The sequence below is a fragment of the Bifidobacterium sp. JNUCC 75 genome (genome assembly GCF_054819865.1).
In genome coordinates, this window is sequence record NZ_JBTHIF010000001.1 from 1,312,907 (window position 1) to 1,329,873 (window position 16,967).

8 protein-coding genes and 3 rRNA genes are annotated in these 16,967 nt (G+C 59.0%); 8 read left to right on the forward strand and 3 right to left on the reverse strand.

The features are described 5' to 3' along the window. Positions 1–517 precede the first annotated feature (517 nt). Complete coding sequence (locus tag ACVWNW_RS05390; protein WP_046322234.1) at positions 518–1,273, reverse strand: Sir2 family NAD-dependent protein deacetylase; 756 nt, start codon at positions 1,271–1,273, stop codon at positions 518–520. Positions 1,274–1,926: 653 nt separating this feature from the next. On the opposite strand from ACVWNW_RS05390, the gene ACVWNW_RS05395 reads away from it, so the two are divergent. The 4 genes from ACVWNW_RS05395 to ACVWNW_RS05410 all read left to right on the forward strand — a co-directional run bounded on the left by ACVWNW_RS05395 (position 1,927) and on the right by ACVWNW_RS05410 (position 8,344). Continuing rightward, a 16S ribosomal RNA gene (locus ACVWNW_RS05395) occupies positions 1,927–3,451 on the forward strand. 401 nt (positions 3,452–3,852) lie between these two features. Beyond that, positions 3,853–6,923: ribosomal RNA gene (locus ACVWNW_RS05400) — 23S ribosomal RNA — on the forward strand. A gap of 168 nt (positions 6,924–7,091) precedes the next feature. Next, a 5S ribosomal RNA gene (gene rrf / locus ACVWNW_RS05405) occupies positions 7,092–7,208 on the forward strand. Together the 16S, 23S and 5S rRNA genes form the textbook arrangement of a ribosomal RNA operon. 197 nt (positions 7,209–7,405) lie before the next feature. Then, positions 7,406–8,344, forward strand: a complete 939-nt coding sequence (locus tag ACVWNW_RS05410; protein ID WP_454481540.1) for an aldo/keto reductase — start codon at positions 7,406–7,408, stop codon at positions 8,342–8,344. A 1,138-nt stretch (positions 8,345–9,482) separates the two neighbouring features. Here the strand turns inward: ACVWNW_RS05410 and ACVWNW_RS05415 are convergent. Next, entirely contained in the window at positions 9,483–9,851 is a 369-nt protein-coding gene (locus ACVWNW_RS05415) for a DUF4235 domain-containing protein (RefSeq protein ID WP_121913075.1), read from the reverse strand. A gap of 110 nt (positions 9,852–9,961) precedes the next feature. Here ACVWNW_RS05415 and ACVWNW_RS05420 point away from each other — a divergent pair, with 110 nt between their 5' ends. Next, complete coding sequence (locus ACVWNW_RS05420; protein ID WP_121913005.1) at positions 9,962–10,663, forward strand: histidine phosphatase family protein; 702 nt, start codon at positions 9,962–9,964, stop codon at positions 10,661–10,663. A 693-nt stretch (positions 10,664–11,356) separates the two neighbouring features. Further along, on the forward strand, positions 11,357–12,145 hold the full coding sequence (locus ACVWNW_RS05425; protein ID WP_198191615.1) for an HAD family hydrolase: 789 nt from the start codon (positions 11,357–11,359) through the stop codon (positions 12,143–12,145). Positions 12,146–12,285: 140 nt separating this feature from the next. Here the strand turns inward: ACVWNW_RS05425 and ACVWNW_RS05430 are convergent, their stop codons facing one another. Beyond that, positions 12,286–13,887, reverse strand: coding sequence for an alpha-amylase family glycosyl hydrolase (locus ACVWNW_RS05430; RefSeq protein ID WP_454481543.1), 1,602 nt, complete (start codon positions 13,885–13,887; stop codon positions 12,286–12,288). 379 nt (positions 13,888–14,266) lie between these two features. Here ACVWNW_RS05430 and ACVWNW_RS05435 point away from each other — a divergent pair, with 379 nt between their 5' ends. After that, entirely contained in the window at positions 14,267–15,292 is a 1,026-nt protein-coding gene (locus tag ACVWNW_RS05435) for a LacI family DNA-binding transcriptional regulator (RefSeq protein ID WP_232339523.1), read from the forward strand. Between the two features lie 250 nt (positions 15,293–15,542). Continuing rightward, a complete protein-coding gene (locus tag ACVWNW_RS05440) occupies positions 15,543–16,931 on the forward strand; it encodes a glycosyl hydrolase family 32 (protein WP_198191612.1) in 1,389 nt (462 codons plus the stop codon). Positions 16,932–16,967 lie beyond the last annotated feature (36 nt).

Here is a 16,967-nt window from a genome sequence, read left to right on the forward strand (position 1 = left end):
TAATCTACTTGGTGACTATCAGAGATTTAGATTCTATATTGGAAGCGTCGGAGCTCTGTTGGGACAAGGCGTTTCAGGCTTAGGCTCTACTAAAAGTATGCTATCGGGGATGAAAAGGCTCCGCTGGGATGTATGGCTGGAAGCCAGCGGGGTACCCACTGATCATTGTGGCGTGGCCATGGGTGTTTTGGAGCAAAGAATCGACTCTGCCGGTGCTGATAAGGGCATGTCCAGGGCATCATACTTTGCTCGGGCGGGAAGATTTTGGCTTCCGGAGTTGATTCGCTGTCCTTCTTGTGGGGCGGGGGGTCGCTTCCTGATCCAGAGTATCCGCGTGATAGGGGTGCGGGGTTCCAAAACGACGCTGACAGGGGACCGGTACAGGTGGAGTCTGTCTGTAGTGAGACGGAAGACGGCTCAAGGATTGCCATAGTGGGCCCTGCAGGTTCTTGCAGGGCCCATCAGAAATCTGCAGATCGCAGACCTGTTCCACTAATTGCGCCGAGCGGTTGGGGAATCATCCCTGTCCGGCGATGGTTTTGTCGACGAGTTTGGGCAGGGCTTCTTCGATAGGTTCGTGGATGAGTCGGGTTGCCAGGGAATCGTATTGGGTCGAGCCCATGTTCATGATGGTAATTGGCACGCCCGCCTGGGCTGCCACCGGCACCAGCGAAGCTGCTGGATACACTTCCAAGGTGGAGCCAATCACCCAGAACTGATCGGCCTGGCTGGCCAGCCTCATGCTCTTCTCCATGGCTCCTTCGGGCAGGGCTTGACCGAAGTAGACCACATCAGTCTTGATGATGCCGTTGCATGGCATGTTGCCTTGGTAGGGCATGGGCTTGTGGCAGTGTGGATCGGGTTCCTGATCAAGCTTGGCCATGATGTCGGCCGTCCGATATGCCTGACCGCACTTCATGCAATGGGAGCTGCCGATGGTCCCGTGAAGGTTGACGATGACATCCTCGGAGTTGCCGGCTTTCTCGTGGAGGGCATCGAAGTTCTGCGTAGCCAGCAGGTTCAGCATGCCTGCCTGCTCCAGCCTGGCCAGTGCCTTGTGCGCTACTCCGGGCTGGGCCTTCCAGACTGGTGACTCCTTCTGCCACCGCCATGAATACTCCCGCTGCTTCCGGTCACTCATGAACAGGTCCAAGTCATAAACGTTCATCTGATCGGGATGCTTGGTCCAAACCCCGTCAGGTCCGCGAAAATCCGGTATACCGGCGGAAGTCGAGATTCCCGCCCCGGTCAGTACTGCAATTGTTGTGCTCATACACCCGTCTTACCATCCGTCAACAGAATCCATGACTCGCAGACCTACATAGTGCGCGAACATACATCTATATCAACATTCATATTCGTAGGCTGTGGATGACTGGCGGTCGAGAACGGAAGGTGAACTCCGCATTGGATACAGCCGACTATGACCAGAGTTCAAAAGGACTATGAAGGGACTAATCCGACACGCCTATGGAGCTAGGGTCTGACGTAACTTTGTGAATAAAATGTGTGCATGAAGCCGTGGCAGTGCGCTGATGCCCAATCTTCGCGATGTCTAAAGTTAAAAAGGGACATGCAACGACACGCCGTTTGAGGGCTTGTTATTGCTGGTTTTGAGGGTCTTTTCGGAGGGGCCGGGTTGCGTTTTGGCCGGCTCGTGGTAAGTTTATCTCTTGCTGCTCAACACGGCGGTTCTTCTTCCGGGAGGAAGATGAACGCTTGTTGGTGTGGTGGTGGTTTGAGAACTCAAGAGCGTGTTTGTGCTACTTATAGCTTTTTGATTGCCAGTCCGATGCCCGCCCGGCTGTTGTCGGGTACGTGGGAGCGTTGTGAGGGGTGTCGGGGTTTTTCGTGGGTTGGTTTCCTCCTTATGGAAGCTGGCCCGTCAATTATTGATGTGGGCTGTTTCGGCCTTCTTCATGGTTTTTTGTGGAGGGTTTGATTCTGGCTCAGGATGAACGCTGGCGGCGTGCTTAACACATGCAAGTCGAACGGGATCCGCCAAGCTTGCTTGGTGGTGAGAGTGGCGAACGGGTGAGTAATGCGTGACCAACCTGCCCCATGCTTCGGAATAGCTCCTGGAAACGGGTGGTAATGCCGGATGCTCCGCATCATCGCATGATGGTGTGGGAAAGGGTTTACCGGCATGGGATGGGGTCGCGTCCTATCAGCTTGTTGGCGGGGTGATGGCCTGCCAAGGCTTCGACGGGTAGCCGGCCTGAGAGGGCGACCGGCCACATTGGGACTGAGATACGGCCCAGACTCCTACGGGAGGCAGCAGTGGGGAATATTGCACAATGGGCGCAAGCCTGATGCAGCGACGCCGCGTGCGGGATGACGGCCTTCGGGTTGTAAACCGCTTTTGATTGGGAGCAAGCGAGAGTGAGTGTACCTTTCGAATAAGCACCGGCTAACTACGTGCCAGCAGCCGCGGTAATACGTAGGGTGCAAGCGTTATCCGGATTTATTGGGCGTAAAGAGCTCGTAGGCGGTTCGTCGCGTCTGGTGTGAAAGTCCATCGCTTAACGGTGGATCGGCGCCGGGTACGGGCGGACTGGAGTGCGGTAGGGGAGACTGGAATTCCCGGTGTAACGGTGGAATGTGTAGATATCGGGAAGAACACCGATGGCGAAGGCAGGTCTCTGGGCCGTCACTGACGCTGAGGAGCGAAAGCGTGGGGAGCGAACAGGATTAGATACCCTGGTAGTCCACGCCGTAAACGGTGGATGCTGGATGTGGGGCCCGTTCCACGGGTTCCGTGTCGGAGCTAACGCGTTAAGCATCCCGCCTGGGGAGTACGGCCGCAAGGCTAAAACTCAAAGAAATTGACGGGGGCCCGCACAAGCGGCGGAGCATGCGGATTAATTCGATGCAACGCGAAGAACCTTACCTGGGCTTGACATGTGCCGGACGGCCGCGGAGACGCGGTTTCCCTTCGGGGCCGGTTCACAGGTGGTGCATGGTCGTCGTCAGCTCGTGTCGTGAGATGTTGGGTCAAGTCCCGCAACGAGCGCAACCCTCGCCTCGTGTTGCCAGCGGGTCGTGCCGGGAACTCACGGGGGACCGCCGGGGTTAACCCGGAGGAAGGTGGGGATGACGTCAGATCATCATGCCCCTTACGTCCAGGGCTTCACGCATGCTACAATGGCCGGTACAACGGGATGCGACATGGTGACATGGAGCGGATCCCTGAAAACCGGTCTCAGTTCGGATCGGAGCCTGCAACCCGGCTCCGTGAAGGCGGAGTCGCTAGTAATCGCGGATCAGCAACGCCGCGGTGAATGCGTTCCCGGGCCTTGTACACACCGCCCGTCAAGTCATGAAAGTGGGCAGCACCCGAAGCCGGTGGCCCAACCCGCAAGGGGGGGAGCCGTCTAAGGTGAGGTCCGCGATTGGGACTAAGTCGTAACAAGGTAGCCGTACCGGAAGGTGCGGCTGGATCACCTCCTTTCTACGGAGATTACGGAAATCCCCTGCGTGGTCTGCGTGGGGGTCGTGCCTGCGGGCCGGCCGGCTGGCCGGTTGGCGTGGGTGTGCTGGCGTGGAACGGTCTTGAGGCTGTGGCATGGATGCGCTGTTGGGTTCCCGGACCGCCACCCTTGTGGGTGGTGTTCCCGTCGCCCGTCGGGTCCTGCGTGGGGTTTTCCCTGTGGTGGGTGCCGGCGGCGCGCTGGTGGTTTGAGAACTGGATAGTGGACGCGAGCGGATGGCTGGCCTGGTGCCGGCTGTCTGCTGTATTGTTTCGTCCGGGCCCATGTGAGTGGGTTCGGGTCGATCGTTTTGTGATCGTTTAGTGTGATGATTTGTCGTCTGGCAGTTCGCAGTTGTTGTTGTCGTGGCATGGCCTGTGGTCGTGTTGTCGGCAAGGGCGCATGGTGGATGCCTTGGCAGACAGGACCGATGAAGGACGCGTGGGGCCGCGATAGGCCTCGGGGAGCCGCCGACAGGGCTTTGATCCGAGGGTGTCCGAATGGGGTAACCCGCCGGCCGTGATGGGCCGGCACCGCATTCGTGCGGGGGGTACGCAGGGAAGTGAAACATCTCAGTACCTGCAGGAAAGGATATTCCGTGAGTAGTGGCGAGCGAAAGCGGATGATGGCCAAACCGGTGCCGTGTGAGACCCGTCGGGGGTTGCGGCATGGGTGTTGTGGGACTTGGCGTCCGGGCTCCGACGGGCCCGGCGGCAGTGATAAAGCGGCGTGTGAGGCGAACGGGATTGAATTCCCGGCCGTAGAGGGTGATGGCCCCGTAGCCGAAGGCGCGCCGCCTGCCGGTTCTTGTTCCCAAGTAGCGCGGGACTCGTGGAATCCCGTGTGAATCGGCCCCGACCGTGGGGTAAGCCTGAATATTCCTGTCTGACCGATAGCGTACGAGTACCGTGAGGGAAAGGTGAAAAGCACCCCGGGAGGGGAGTGAAAGAGTTTCTGAAACCGTGTGCCTACAATCCGTCGGAGCCTTTCGGGGTGACGGCGTGCCTATCGAAAAATGAGTCTGCGAGTCAGTGGTGCGTGGCGAGGCTAACCCGTGTGGGGCAGCCGTAGCGAAAGCGAGTCCGATAAGGGCGTTTCCAGTCGCGTGTCCTGGACCCGAAGCGGGATGATCTAGCCCTGGGCAGGTTGAAGCGCGGGTAAGACCGCGTGGAGGACCGAACGGACCTGGGTTGAAAACCGGGCCGATGACCTGGGGCTAGGGGTGAAAGGCCAATCAAATTCCGTGATAGCTGGTTCTCTCCGAAATGCATTTCGGTGCAGCGTCGCGTGAGTGCCTCCATGGGGTAGAGCTACTGGATGCTTGAGGGCCCGTATCGGGTACCGACAGCAGCCAAACTCCGAATACGTGTGAGGTGTATCGCGGCAGTGAGTCGGCGGGGGATAAGCTCCGTCGTCGAGAGGGAGACAGCCCAGATCGTCGTCTAAGGTCCCCAAGCGCGTGCTAAGTGGGAAAGGATGTGGAGTCGCATAGACAGCCAGGAGGTTGGCTCAGAAGCAGCCATCCTTGAAAGAGTGCGTAACAGCTCACTGGTCTAGTGGTTCCGCGCCGATAATGTAGCGGGGCTCAAGCACGCCACCGAAGACGCGGCAGCGCAGTTCGCTGTGCTGGGTAGGAGAGCGTTCCGCGTGGGGTGAAGCGGCGGCGTGAGCCGGCCGTGGACCGCGTGGAAGTGAGAATGCAGACATGAGTAGCGAGAGGCGGGTGAGAATCCCGTCCGCTGGATGACCAAGGGTTCCGGGGCCACGTTCGTCGTCCCCGGGTGAGTCGGGTCCTAAGGCGAGGCCGACAGGCGTAGTCGAATGGATGAAGGAGTCGATATTCTCCTACCGGCGTCAAGCCGTCCAATCCAAGACGCGGAAGCGTGCCCTTACCTGTGTCGGGTGGCGGTCTTCGGACCGTCCGATGGCATGGGACCGGCGTGTGGATGCGTGGCGGGTAGCGCGGGAGTGACACGGAACGGGAGCCGGGCCGCGGTGGTGGTTGTCCGTGGTCAAGCATGCGGCGCGTCGGGCAGGTAAATCCGTCCGGCATGAGCGCGAGGTGTGATGATGGGGGGTCTTGTGCCCCGAATCCGGTGTGCCGTTCCGTCGAGAAAAGCTTCGGCGTGAGGAGTGGCGCCGCCCGTACCCCAAACCGACACTGGTGGTCAGGTAGAGTATACCAAAGCGATCGAGCGAATCCTGGTCAAGGAACTCGGCAAATCACTCCCGTGCCTTCGGTATAAGGGAGGCCCCTGCCGGTGAGGCGCTTCACGCGCGGAGCCGGCGGGGGCGGCACAGACCAGGGGGTAGCGACTGTTTACCAAAAACACAGGTGCATGCGAAGACGTAAGTCGCTGTATATGCACTGACGCCTGCCCGGTGCCGGAAGGTTAAGAGGATCCGTCATCCCTCTTCGGAGGGGGCAGCGGTGAATTCAAGCCCCGGTAAACGGCGGTGGTAACTATAACCATCCTAAGGTAGCGAAATTCCTTGTCGGGTAAGTTCCGACCTGCACGAATGGCGTAACGACTTCCCCACTGTCTCGACCAGGAGCTCGGCGAAATTGCAGTACGAGTAAAGATGCTCGTTAAGCGCAGAAGGACGAAAAGACCCCGGGACCTTTACTATACCTTGGTATTGGCGTTAGGTGCGGACTGTGTAGCATAGGCGGGAGGCTTCGAAGCGGGTGCGCCAGCATCCGTGGAGCCGGAATGTGAAATACCGCTCTGTCCTCATCTGGCCTCTAACCTCGGCCGGTCATCCCGGCCAGGGACAGTGCCTGGCGGGTAGTTTAACTGGGGCGGTTGCCTCCCAAAGAGTAACGGAGGCGCCCAAGGGTTCCCTCAGCCCGGTTGGCAATCGGGTGTTGAGTGCAATCGCACAAGGGAGCTTGACTGCGAGACCGACGGGTCGAGCAGGGACGAAAGTCGGAGATAGTGATCCGGTGCCGGCGTACGGACGCGGCATCGCTCAACGGATAAAAGGTACCCCGGGGATAACAGGCTGATCATCCCCAAGAGTCCATATCGACGGGATGGTTTGGCACCTCGATGTCGGCTCGTCGCATCCTGGGGCTGGAGCAGGTCCCAAGGGTTCGGCCGTTCGCCGATTAAAGCGGCACGCGAGCTGGGTTCAGAACGTCGTGAGACAGTTTGGTCTCTATCCTCTGCGCTCGTTGGAATCTTGAGGAGCCCTGCCCATAGTACGAGAGGACCTGGGTGGACGAACCTCTGGTATGCCGGTTGTCGCGCCAGCGGCACGGCCGGTTGGCTACGTTCGGATGGGATAACCGCTGAAAGCATCTAAGCGGGAAGCCCCCTCCAAGATAAGGATTCCATGAAGCCCCCGGGCTTCTGAAGACCCCATGCAGAACACATGGTCGATAGACCGGACGTGGACACCCCGCAAGGGGCGGAGCCGACCGGCACTAATGGTCGAGGACAACACAACACCCGCCCTGCGAAGGGGCGGCGGCATCAACCCTGCTGCGAAGCCTGCCTGCGGCAATATGCACGAACATTCGCAGGCGATCGAAGAACACGAGACACGCGTCCACCATCCGGTCCCCAAGCCGCCAGGACACCCCGACCCCCCACGGGATCGGCAGAATTGAAGATTCGCGGCGGTCATGGCCTGGGGGAGACGCCCGGTCCCATTCCGAACCCGGAAGCTAAGACCCAGCACGGCAATGGTACTGCACCCGGAAGAGTGTGGGAGAGTAGCACACCGCCGCCACAACACGAAAAAGTAAAGGCCTCTGATGACACGAATCATCAGAGGCCTTTACTGTATGCACGGACATACACCCAATGCCGCTTCTTCAGACATTGCGCCAGTTTTGAGCCTTCATCGCCTCGGTTCTTGCTTTGTCCTACAAACAAGACACCGGCCCTTGTTAGAGTGAGAAGAACCTGACAACAAAGGAGATGACAGTGAAGACGATTGAATTGGGTACCTCTGGTGTCGAATTCTCTAGCGTAGCCCTCGGGGCCATGAGGATTGACAACAAGACCAGGCAGGAGGCATCAGAGATTGTAAAGGCGGCACTGGATGCCGGCATAGATTACTTTGACACCGCAGACTGCTATCACGATGGTCTGTGCAGCACCATGTTGGGCCAGGCCTTGAAGGACTGCGGTGTGAAAAGGGAGGATGTTGGTATACAGACTAAATTCGGCATCTTCCGAGATAAGGAGAGCGGCAGGGTCACCCGTTATGACTTTTCCAGGAAGCACCTGTTGGAGGCCATGGAGCAGGAGCTCGAGAACCTGCAGACTGACTACGTAGACTTCGTCCTTCTGCACCGGCCCGACACCCTGGTCGAGCTGGATCAGCTGGCCGAGACCTTCAATGAGCTTCAATCTTCAGGCCGCGTCCGCCACTTCGGGGTCAGCAACGTCAATCCCATGCAGGTAGAGCTTCTTCAGAGTGCCCTGGATCAGAAACTTCAGGTGAACCAGTTGCAGTTCGGCCTTGGCCATACCGGTATGATTCGCCAGGAGATTCATGTGAATATGGCCGACGAGGCCAGTCTAGACCACGACGGTGGGATTTTGGCTTACTCCCGCCTCAAGCGTATGACTATTCAAGCATGGAGTCCTTTCCAGAGTGGGACCGGCGAGGGGGTCATCATCGACAACCCGAAGTTCCCTGAGCTCAACGACTGCCTTGCCAAGATCGCAGATGAACATGGCGTCAGTAAGAACGCCATTGCAGTCGCATGGATACTCCGTCATCCGGCCGGGATGCAGGTCATCATCGGATCCATGAACCCCTCCAGGATTGCTGAAATGGCCTCCGGGGCCGATGTAGAACTGTCTGCTGAGGAGTGGTATCAGCTCTATGTGAGCGCGGGCAACGATATCTTCTAAATCCTGTGGTCTTCCGCGCTGTACTGTCACAGTGCCTGCCGGATCTTTGGAACAGACAATCGGGAATCGGTGGGGAAGACCGATATAACTGCTGGAAAGCAGTTATTCCCATAGTTGCAGGGTCAGTTGCTATGCGTTATTTTGTTCCCCACCGGTGCCCCCGGTAGCGCCAAAATCACGTACCACGACCAGGCAAAGGTTGCTAGGGCCGCGGAGCTATATCGAACGAGGGGCGAAGCGCTGGGTCTCTCGCTGTGGCTTCTGCGGAATCTGGCATCTGGCCAGTCATGACCCAACCCTTTATGATCGCCTGCATGGGCATGATCACCGTGCTAAGCCGCGATCGGGGAAGAGGAGCTATAGCCACGCCATTGAAGAAGGGGAAGTCCAGTGCATCGGGTCGGTTGTGCTGGGCTTCCCCTTTATAATTCCTATTTTCATATTCTTCTTACTATTCCCGTAGTGGCCTGTCTGTCAGCTTGGATCATCAATACCATTTCAAATTTCCCCTGCACCCGGCCTGTAACTTGTCAGGAAAGCCCGCTTCTATCTGTTGCCAATCCGCCTCTGGCACCCGACTTTGCAGGCCGACGGTCGACGGTCCAGGTGGAAGCCTTGCCTTCGATGGATAGGAGCATGGACTCATGGGCCGACTCGGAATCCACAGCATGATCTGCGATGATGGCGCTATAGGTTCTGTGCGGGGTGTCCGTCTTCCTAATGTCTCTGTAGTAACGCCGGACTACCTCATCAAAATCGGTCAGGGTTCGCTCGGTTCGTTCGTCCTAGGGTCTGCCTTCAGCGCCCAACTCAGGGTAGCGGGTCTCGAATATCCGGGGCCGCATGCTGTGCCGTCTCTTCCAGCGCTTGGACATCATTGTCGCTAACTGGACGGCTCGGTGAAACGCCTGATGGACCGTCTCCCGTGAGCACTCGGATAATCTCGTTGGTCATCGGGTTTGAACCGGTATTGTCAGAAGGTTCCCTCGTGTGAGAGTTGCACCTGTCATAGGCTTACTCTGCTGTCAGAGGGTGCGACACACAAAAGAGCCAGCTCACATTATCGCTGACACGGCTTCGGCACCGATTCCGTTCTGCCCGATGGGCCGCTCTGCAACAGTCCCTGACTGATTCAACCCTAACGGCGTTGATGACGGCGGTCCACGAATGCCTGGGACCCCCGGTCGATCACTCCCGAGACCAGGGTGGTGAGGGCGGCTGAAAGGACAGCGAAGGCCAGGCTGGCTATAGCCCCCTGCTGCTGCCCCTCTTCGGACTCGAGCCCCCCATTACGTCGGGTCTGTGCATTGTCCCAGACTGATTGGAATATCTTGCCGGCTAGGTAGCCGGCAAGGGATGGCAAGACCCACTTGATGACCTTGTCGGTGAGGGAGTCTGGGTCAGATTTAACTGAAGAAGTCATATCGCGTACCTTGTCGTCTATTGCGTGGAAACGTTCGACGATGGCATCAGCACCGTCCTTGGAAGGCCCAATCGCACTAGTCATGATGCCATTATCCCACACTGCACCGCTTGTGCCTGATACTGAGGGCCGTCGTGGTCCATACGGATGGTGTTGCTTTCCGGTACCGCAGGGGGCGAAGGTAGAATAGGTACATGACAGTTTCACAGCCAATCGCGAGTGAAGGAGCTCGCAGCAAAGGACGCGTCGTCTTGCTGCGCCATGGTCAGACTGCATGGAGCCTGTCGGGACAGCACACCGGGAAAACGGACATACCCCTCACGGGGGAGGGGCGGGATCAAGCCAGGAAGGCGGGGGAAAGACTCAGACGGGCTTTCCCGGACGGGTTTGAACCGGAATACGTGTATGCATCACCGCTGAAGAGAGCCCAGGACACGGCCCGCTTGGCAGGTTTTGACAGAATGACCATATGTAATGACCTGGCTGAATGGGACTACGGACGGGCAGAAGGGCGGACCAGACAGGAGGTGTCGCATCTGGCCGGTCGTGAGTGGAACCTGTGGCGCGACGGCACTCAGGCTCTGGGATCGGACATGGATGGGACATGGCAGGACACCCTTCCGTCCGGAGAACATGTGACGGTCAGAAACGGACCGGGGGAGACTCTGAACCAGGTGGCCCTTCGGGCTGGGCGGCTGGTGGCCAGGCTGGAGCCTTTGGTCAATCAGGGGCGGCAAGTCCTTCTGGTGGCCCACGCCCATATTCTGCGGATTCTGACGACCCAGTGGTTGAGCCTGCAGGCAGATGATGCCTGCAAGTTCCGCCTGGACACGGCCCACTACAGTGTCCTTTCCCAGTACAAGGGCAACAATGTGATAGAGACTTGGAACTGCTGAAGATTCGGAGGGCCTTCCATCCTGGACCATACCGTCATCTTCTGTCCCAGGCACTTGTGCCTTCGGATTTGCCACTGGTAGATCCAGATGAGGGTCTTGACAGGTTTCCGCGCCATAGGTTACAGCTCCAAGGCAAAAACATCAGGGCCGCCTCGGAGTTTGCCGCCTGCGGGGGTACCAGTGCCCAGAGCCCGTTACGAGGTGGGTGGCATCGTCCTCGCCGACCAGAATCTAATGAAGGACTGCGGAGTCGGCACAGATATGGTGGCGGTAGCTCAAAACGATGCGCTGGATGAACGCATCTGTCGACTGGATCAATTAGACAGGCATGGCTGGTTTTCATGGCTGGTTTTTGAGACTCTGTGGGGGCTTGGGCGAGGCTATCATGAGAGTCAAAGTCAATGCTGACAACGTTGCTGCAAGGACCGGGTACTGGAATGACACTTATTAAAACTAAAACCGACTGGCCCATGCCGTACAATCCGAACGTGGACACAATCAGAGTTCACAGTGTTTTCGGCCCCATTCATGCGGGCGTATGGGGGTGCTGTGATGGCGGCGGAGCCTGACTGCTTCTTGGCCGTTGCATCTCTGGCGTGCGGCAATGACGAGCCGGAGTATCGCAGTGGCGGGGATCTTGCATCGGCGGGTGGCCGATGCCGACTATATTGAGGACGCGAAAGGGCGGACATTATGCCACAGCGATTCACCACGGTCTTCTTCGACCTCTATGGGACCCTTCTGGACATTAGGACCGACGAGGATGGACCTGAAGGATGGCAGTACCTCTGGGAGTATTTCCACTCCCACTGTGACATCTGGCCTGATGCCACAGCTGTCAGGAGGGATTTCAAGCGGATTCAGGCCCCATTACAAGCCGAGGCGGATCGCCGTTACGAGGTCGGTGAGGTGGAGGTCCGTAAGGTCTTCGCCGCCCTCTTTGATCAGGCTGGTCTACCCCACGATTGGCGTGATGTAGACGACCTGGCCTGGTCCTTCAGAAAGGCCACCACTACCCTTCTCAGGCCATACCCGGGTGCTTTTGACCTCTTGGAGGCTCTGAAATCGGCGGGGCTGCGGGTCGTTCTAGTCAGCAATGCGCAGGCCTCCTACACGGATCCCGAGTTGGATTTGACCGGCCTGCGTCCGCACCTGGACCGGATTTTTATATCCAGCGACTGTGGGGTGAAGAAACCCGATCCCGCCTTCTTCCGGATGGCTCTGGACGCAGAAGGGGCCGATCCGGACAGGACAGTCATGGTGGGCAACGACCGCGGTGCGGACATCATCGGAGGCAACCGCAGCGGTCTGACCACGGTCTATTTGGCCACTGGTATATCGCCGGGTAGTGACGGCGGTTTCTCGCCCGAAGCGGACCTCTCCCTTGCTGGTGCGGACTATGACCAAGTCTTCGACTTGGCCACAGGGGGGTCTCAATATCGGAGGGGACCGCAACCAGTCATAAGGAGGGGGCGATTGTAGGTTGTTCCTGGACTGCACGGATTCCGCGGATACGGGAGCATCCGACCCGCTGCCCGATCCCGAAGTGGGGAGGAGATGCAGCGGGCCGGGTTTGACCATTACCTCCAGGAATGAGCAACCGGTTTGTGAGGGGTTTTGATTTAAAGTGCCAGAACTGCGAAACTCTGTCCCCTCAGGGCCAGGGTGCCTTGGGAAAGATCGCTATTTACCATGACCAAGGGGCGGGGAATATGGTCGGTGGCACCGGCGCTGGCCAGACTCAGTGGGAGGTCCTCCTCCTTTCGGCTGGGATTGAGAGCCACCAGGAGGCGATCGTCGCCCTGGGTGCGGGTGTAAGCGAAGGAACGGCCATGCCTGGGGGCGTGGACCACAGCGAAGTCGGCGCCCGGTCTCAGGGACTGGTGCCCACTCCTCAAGGTGGTCATCTGCCTGATGAAGGTCAGGAGTGATTCCGGGTCTCCATCCTGGTCGGCCACGTTCGGGGCGTCGGGACTCCCGTCCACGGGCAGATAGAGTTCGGTCGGGTCGGCCTTGGAGAACCCTCTGTTAGCCGAGCTGTCCCACTGCATGGGGGTGCGGGAACCTGTCCGGTGATAGCCGCCCTCCTTGGTGGGCAGGGTTTGGTAGCGCATTCCGATTTCGTCACCGTAGTAGATGAAAGGAACCCCTGGCATGGTCAGGAACATTCCATAAGCCACCTTGATTTCTTCGGGGGTCAGGCGGGGCGCTAGGCGGGTGGTGTCGTGGTTGCAGGTAATGAAGCAGAAGCTTCCCAGATTTCGGCTACGCAGGTATTGGGGAAGGTAATCAGCCAGGAAGTCTGATATGCCGGTCTTGCTGTCTGCCTTGAAGTAGCTGGCATCGTCAGGCCCTTCCAGCTCGTCTTCAGTGTTGCGTGTCAGGAAGTTGTAACCGTTTGGTACGCCTGCCCACCGCCAATTCAGGTAGAAGTCCATGTCGAAGCCAGCCTCCAGGGACTGCCAGGGCTTGCCCCATTCAGAGACGAATGCTGCCTGGGGGAATTCCTTCCTGATCGGCTCGAAAAGGCGATGCCAGGTGTCGATGGTGGCCGTCTTTTCCTTGTCGTCGTTCTTAACGAGAGAGTCGGCCATGTCCACTCTGAAGCCATCGCAACCCTGACTCAGCCAGAAGCGCATGACGTCGATCATGGCCTGGCGGGTGGCTGTTGGACCCGGGTCGTCGGGTGACTGCTGCCAGGAGCGGTCCCTTGCAGCGAATCCATAGTTGAGGGCTGGTTGGCACTTGAAAAAGTTGAGGATGTAGGTGGCATCCCTGGGAGCCTCACCGCCTATGAAGGGCATGCCGGGGTAGCCCTCGAAGCTGCTGTCCGTCCAGATGTAGCGGTCGGAGTACTCGTTGCGGGAGGCCCGCCCGCTGCTGGCGAACCAAGCGTGTTCTTCGCTGGTGTGCCCGGGAACCAGATCCAACAGGACATGGATTCCCCTTCGATGGGCCTGTCCGAAGAGGTCGACCAGGTCCTGGTTGGTTCCGTAGCGGGGTGCCACCTTGGTGTAGTCCCTGACGTCGTAGCCTGCGTCCTTGAACGGGGAGTCAAAGCAGGGGTTGATCCACAGGGCGTTGCAACCCAAGGATGAAATGTAGTCCAACTTGGCTGTGATGCCCGGTATGTCACCGATGCCGTCATCGTTGCTGTCGTAGAAGCTTTGAGGATAGATTTCGTAGAAGACTGCTTCGTCCAGCCATGATGGTGTCTGGTGCATATATACTCGCTTTTTTCGTCTGACCTTCGTCGGTCTATCTGTATGGACGCTGACCATGGTAGAGATTGATGATGACAATGTATGCATCATAAAACGCTGGGACGGTCGATGACCGAGGCTGGCGGAACAGCGCGCCGTTGGTAGTGGGGTTCGGGCTGATTATCTGGGACAGGGCCGCATCGAGCACCCACGGCGGGTCCCAGCCAAGACCGGCTTGGGCGAATGAAGGACCAAAACACGGTAGAGACCGATACCCCGGCTCTGCGTGTTATGTCATATATCGTGGACCTCACCGCATACTTCTCGCTCACGCCTATCGGTTCGTTGCCGTCGCTCGCAATCAGTGGTAGGCAATGGTGCCCGTCTAGAATGAATGAACATGGTCACTCTTCAGGATATTGCCCGAGCCGCCGGGGTCTCGGTCGCCACTGCCTCGTGGGCTATCAATGATGACCCCAAGGCCCGTATTCCCCAAGCCACCCGCGACAGGGTACGCAGGGTGGCCTCCGAACTGGGTTACCGCCGCAACGCCCTGGCGCGTGGGCTTGCCAGGGGGCATTCCGATCTGATCGGCTTTATCAGCGACGGGGTCGCCACCTCACCATTCGCCGGTCAGGTGATTCGCGGTGCCCAGGATGAGGCATGGAGGCAGGGGAAGATTCTACTCGTCGTGGACACGGGCGGGGACAGGAAAATAGAGGAGAGGGCCTTCGAGTTTATGTTGGAACGCCGGGTGGAGGGGCTGGTCTATTCCAGCTGGGTCCACCGACGGGTCGACGCTCCTGCGGGGCTGGCCGGTGTAAACGCAGTGCTAGTCAACTGTTACGACCGGCTGGGCCGTCTGCCAGCCGTGGTCCCGGATGAGGTCGGTGGAGGGCTCAGCGCCACCCGCCTACTGCTCCAGGCCGGCCACCGGCGGATCGCCTTCATCAACGCCAGCGCCCGGACCCCGGCCTCCGTGGGTCGGCTCAAGGGCTACCGGCAGGCGCTGTCCGAGGCTGGTGTGGCCTACGACCCCTCCTTGGTGATCCGCGAGAAGGAGGCAGACCAGGAGTCGGGCTACCGGGCCATGCGCGAGGTGATGGCTACCGGTGCCACGGCCGTCTTCTGCCACAACGACCGCACGGCCATGGGCTTCTATGATGCCCTACGTGAATGTGGGCAGCGGGTTCCCGATGATATATCCGTGGTCGGCTTCGACAATCAGGAGGTGATATCCGCCCACCTCCACCCGGCTCTGACTACCGTTGGCCTGCCCCAGTATGACCTGGGGAGGTTGGGAATACGTACGCTCATGGCAAGGGGGGACGATTCGACCAACAATCCGGCTGCTGGCTCTGGCGGCCTCGAGCCGCAACTGGTTCCTTGCCCTCTGGTCGTCAGGGATTCCATAGCCCGGATCTGATCCTCTGTTGCCTCCGCCCCGGGGGCAGAAATTACCCGGTCTTCTCTGTGGCTATCTCATGCCATTCGTTCCGCTTCTTGTGGAAACTCCTGTCCGACTACTTGCCGGGTCGCCATCCCGTTTGACAGCGGCGTAGGCACTTTTATAATGGTTGCTTAACCGCTTAAACAACAGGCGGGATCCTGTCGAGGTCGTCGAGGAAGATGCGCGGCCCGGACGTATGGATCATCGGCGATATGAAAGGGTCAACATGAATAAGCTCTACTATCAATTCCCAGGCACCTGGTTTGGGGACTGCATGCCCTATGGGAAAGGCGATGAGTTCTTCCTCTTCCATCAGCGCGACACCCGCGATCCGGCCCCATTCGGGCAACCCTTCGGATGGGACCTGGCCACCACCAGGGACTTCGTCCATTACCAGGACTGTGGCACCGCCATACCCAGGGGCGGTGACGGAGACCAGGACCAGTTCATTTTCGCAGGCAGCGTCTTCGAGGGGCCGGACGGCTACCACGCTTTCTACACGGGTTTCAACCGTGATTATCCGGCCGAGGGCAAAGCCTCTCAGGTCCTCATGCAGGCCGTCAGCCAGGATCTCCGCCATTGGAGGAAGTTGGACCAGGCCCCCTCCATCGCTCCCCAGCCAGGGTACGACCCCGACGACTGGCGAGACCCAATGGTGGTCAGGGACGAGCAGGCCGGTAACTACCTGCTCATCCTGGGAGCGCGGAAGAAAGGGCCCAAGACCATGCAGACAGGCCGGACGGTCAAATTCACTTCCGATGACCTGGTTCACTGGGAGTTCGGCGGGGATTTCTGGGCCCCCGGTCTTTACACCATGCATGAGATGCCTGACCTATTCAGAATCGGGGACTGGTGGTACCACATCGTCACCGAATACAGCGACCGACATGGGATGACCTACCGGATGTCGCACAGCCTGGAAGGCCCGTGGACAGCCCCTGTGGATGACGCCTTCGACGGGAGCGGATACTATGCAGGTCGTACCTTCGAGCTGGGCGGTAGACGGGTCCTCTTCGGCTGGGTGGGGACCAAGACGGGCGACGACGACAGGAACAACTATGAGTGGGGCGGGACCTTCGTTCCCCACGAGGTCTATCAGAGGGAGGATGGGTCCCTGGGTGTGAGGCCGGTGGATACCCTCTGGGCCGCCTTCAACCCCCGCACCCCCATGGACGATGTGGACATCCAGGCACCTCATGAGAGGAAGGAGGTGGTCATTGACCTCGACTGCCCCGACCTCTTCTCATTCGAAGCTGATGTCAGATTCACCCCGGGCACCCGGTCCTTCGGTCTGCGCCTGCGGGAGGAGGCCGGGACCGGGCGGTCTTACCAGTATGACTTCCAAGTGGGGCAGGGACGTTACCTGTTCGAGGGGTCGCCCAATGACCCCTGGTTCACGGTCATGAACATAGGCCTTGAAAGGCCGATCCGTCTGGAGGCCGGACGCATCTACCACCTCCAGCTGGTGGTCGACGATACCATAGCCACCCTCTATGTGGATGGAGTGGCCCTGAATGCCCGGATTTACCGGCCGGGGCAGGCCTTGGGCATCTATGTGACCGAGGGCGGTCTTCAAGTCACCGGGATGAGCCTGGCCAAGGGCCTGCAGAAGTAGATGTCTTCCTGTCGGCCTCTGGTCGTACAGATCCGG

What these genes read in the sequence shown, in the direction of transcription:
- ACVWNW_RS05390 (WP_046322234.1), bottom strand. Translation starts at nt 1,273, where the DNA reads ATGAGCACAACAATTGCAGTACTGACCGGGGCGGGAATCTCGACTTCC.
- ACVWNW_RS05415 (WP_121913075.1), bottom strand. Translation starts at nt 9,851, where the DNA reads ATGACTAGTGCGATTGGGCCTTCCAAGGACGGTGCTGATGCCATCGTC.
- ACVWNW_RS05420 (WP_121913005.1), top strand. Translation starts at nt 9,962, where the DNA reads ATGACAGTTTCACAGCCAATCGCGAGTGAAGGAGCTCGCAGCAAAGGA.
- ACVWNW_RS05425 (WP_198191615.1), top strand. Translation starts at nt 11,357, where the DNA reads ATGCCACAGCGATTCACCACGGTCTTCTTCGACCTCTATGGGACCCTT.
- ACVWNW_RS05430 (WP_454481543.1), bottom strand. Translation starts at nt 13,887, where the DNA reads ATGCACCAGACACCATCATGGCTGGACGAAGCAGTCTTCTACGAAATC.
- ACVWNW_RS05435 (WP_232339523.1), top strand. Translation starts at nt 14,267, where the DNA reads ATGGTCACTCTTCAGGATATTGCCCGAGCCGCCGGGGTCTCGGTCGCC.
- ACVWNW_RS05440 (WP_198191612.1), top strand. Translation starts at nt 15,543, where the DNA reads ATGAATAAGCTCTACTATCAATTCCCAGGCACCTGGTTTGGGGACTGC.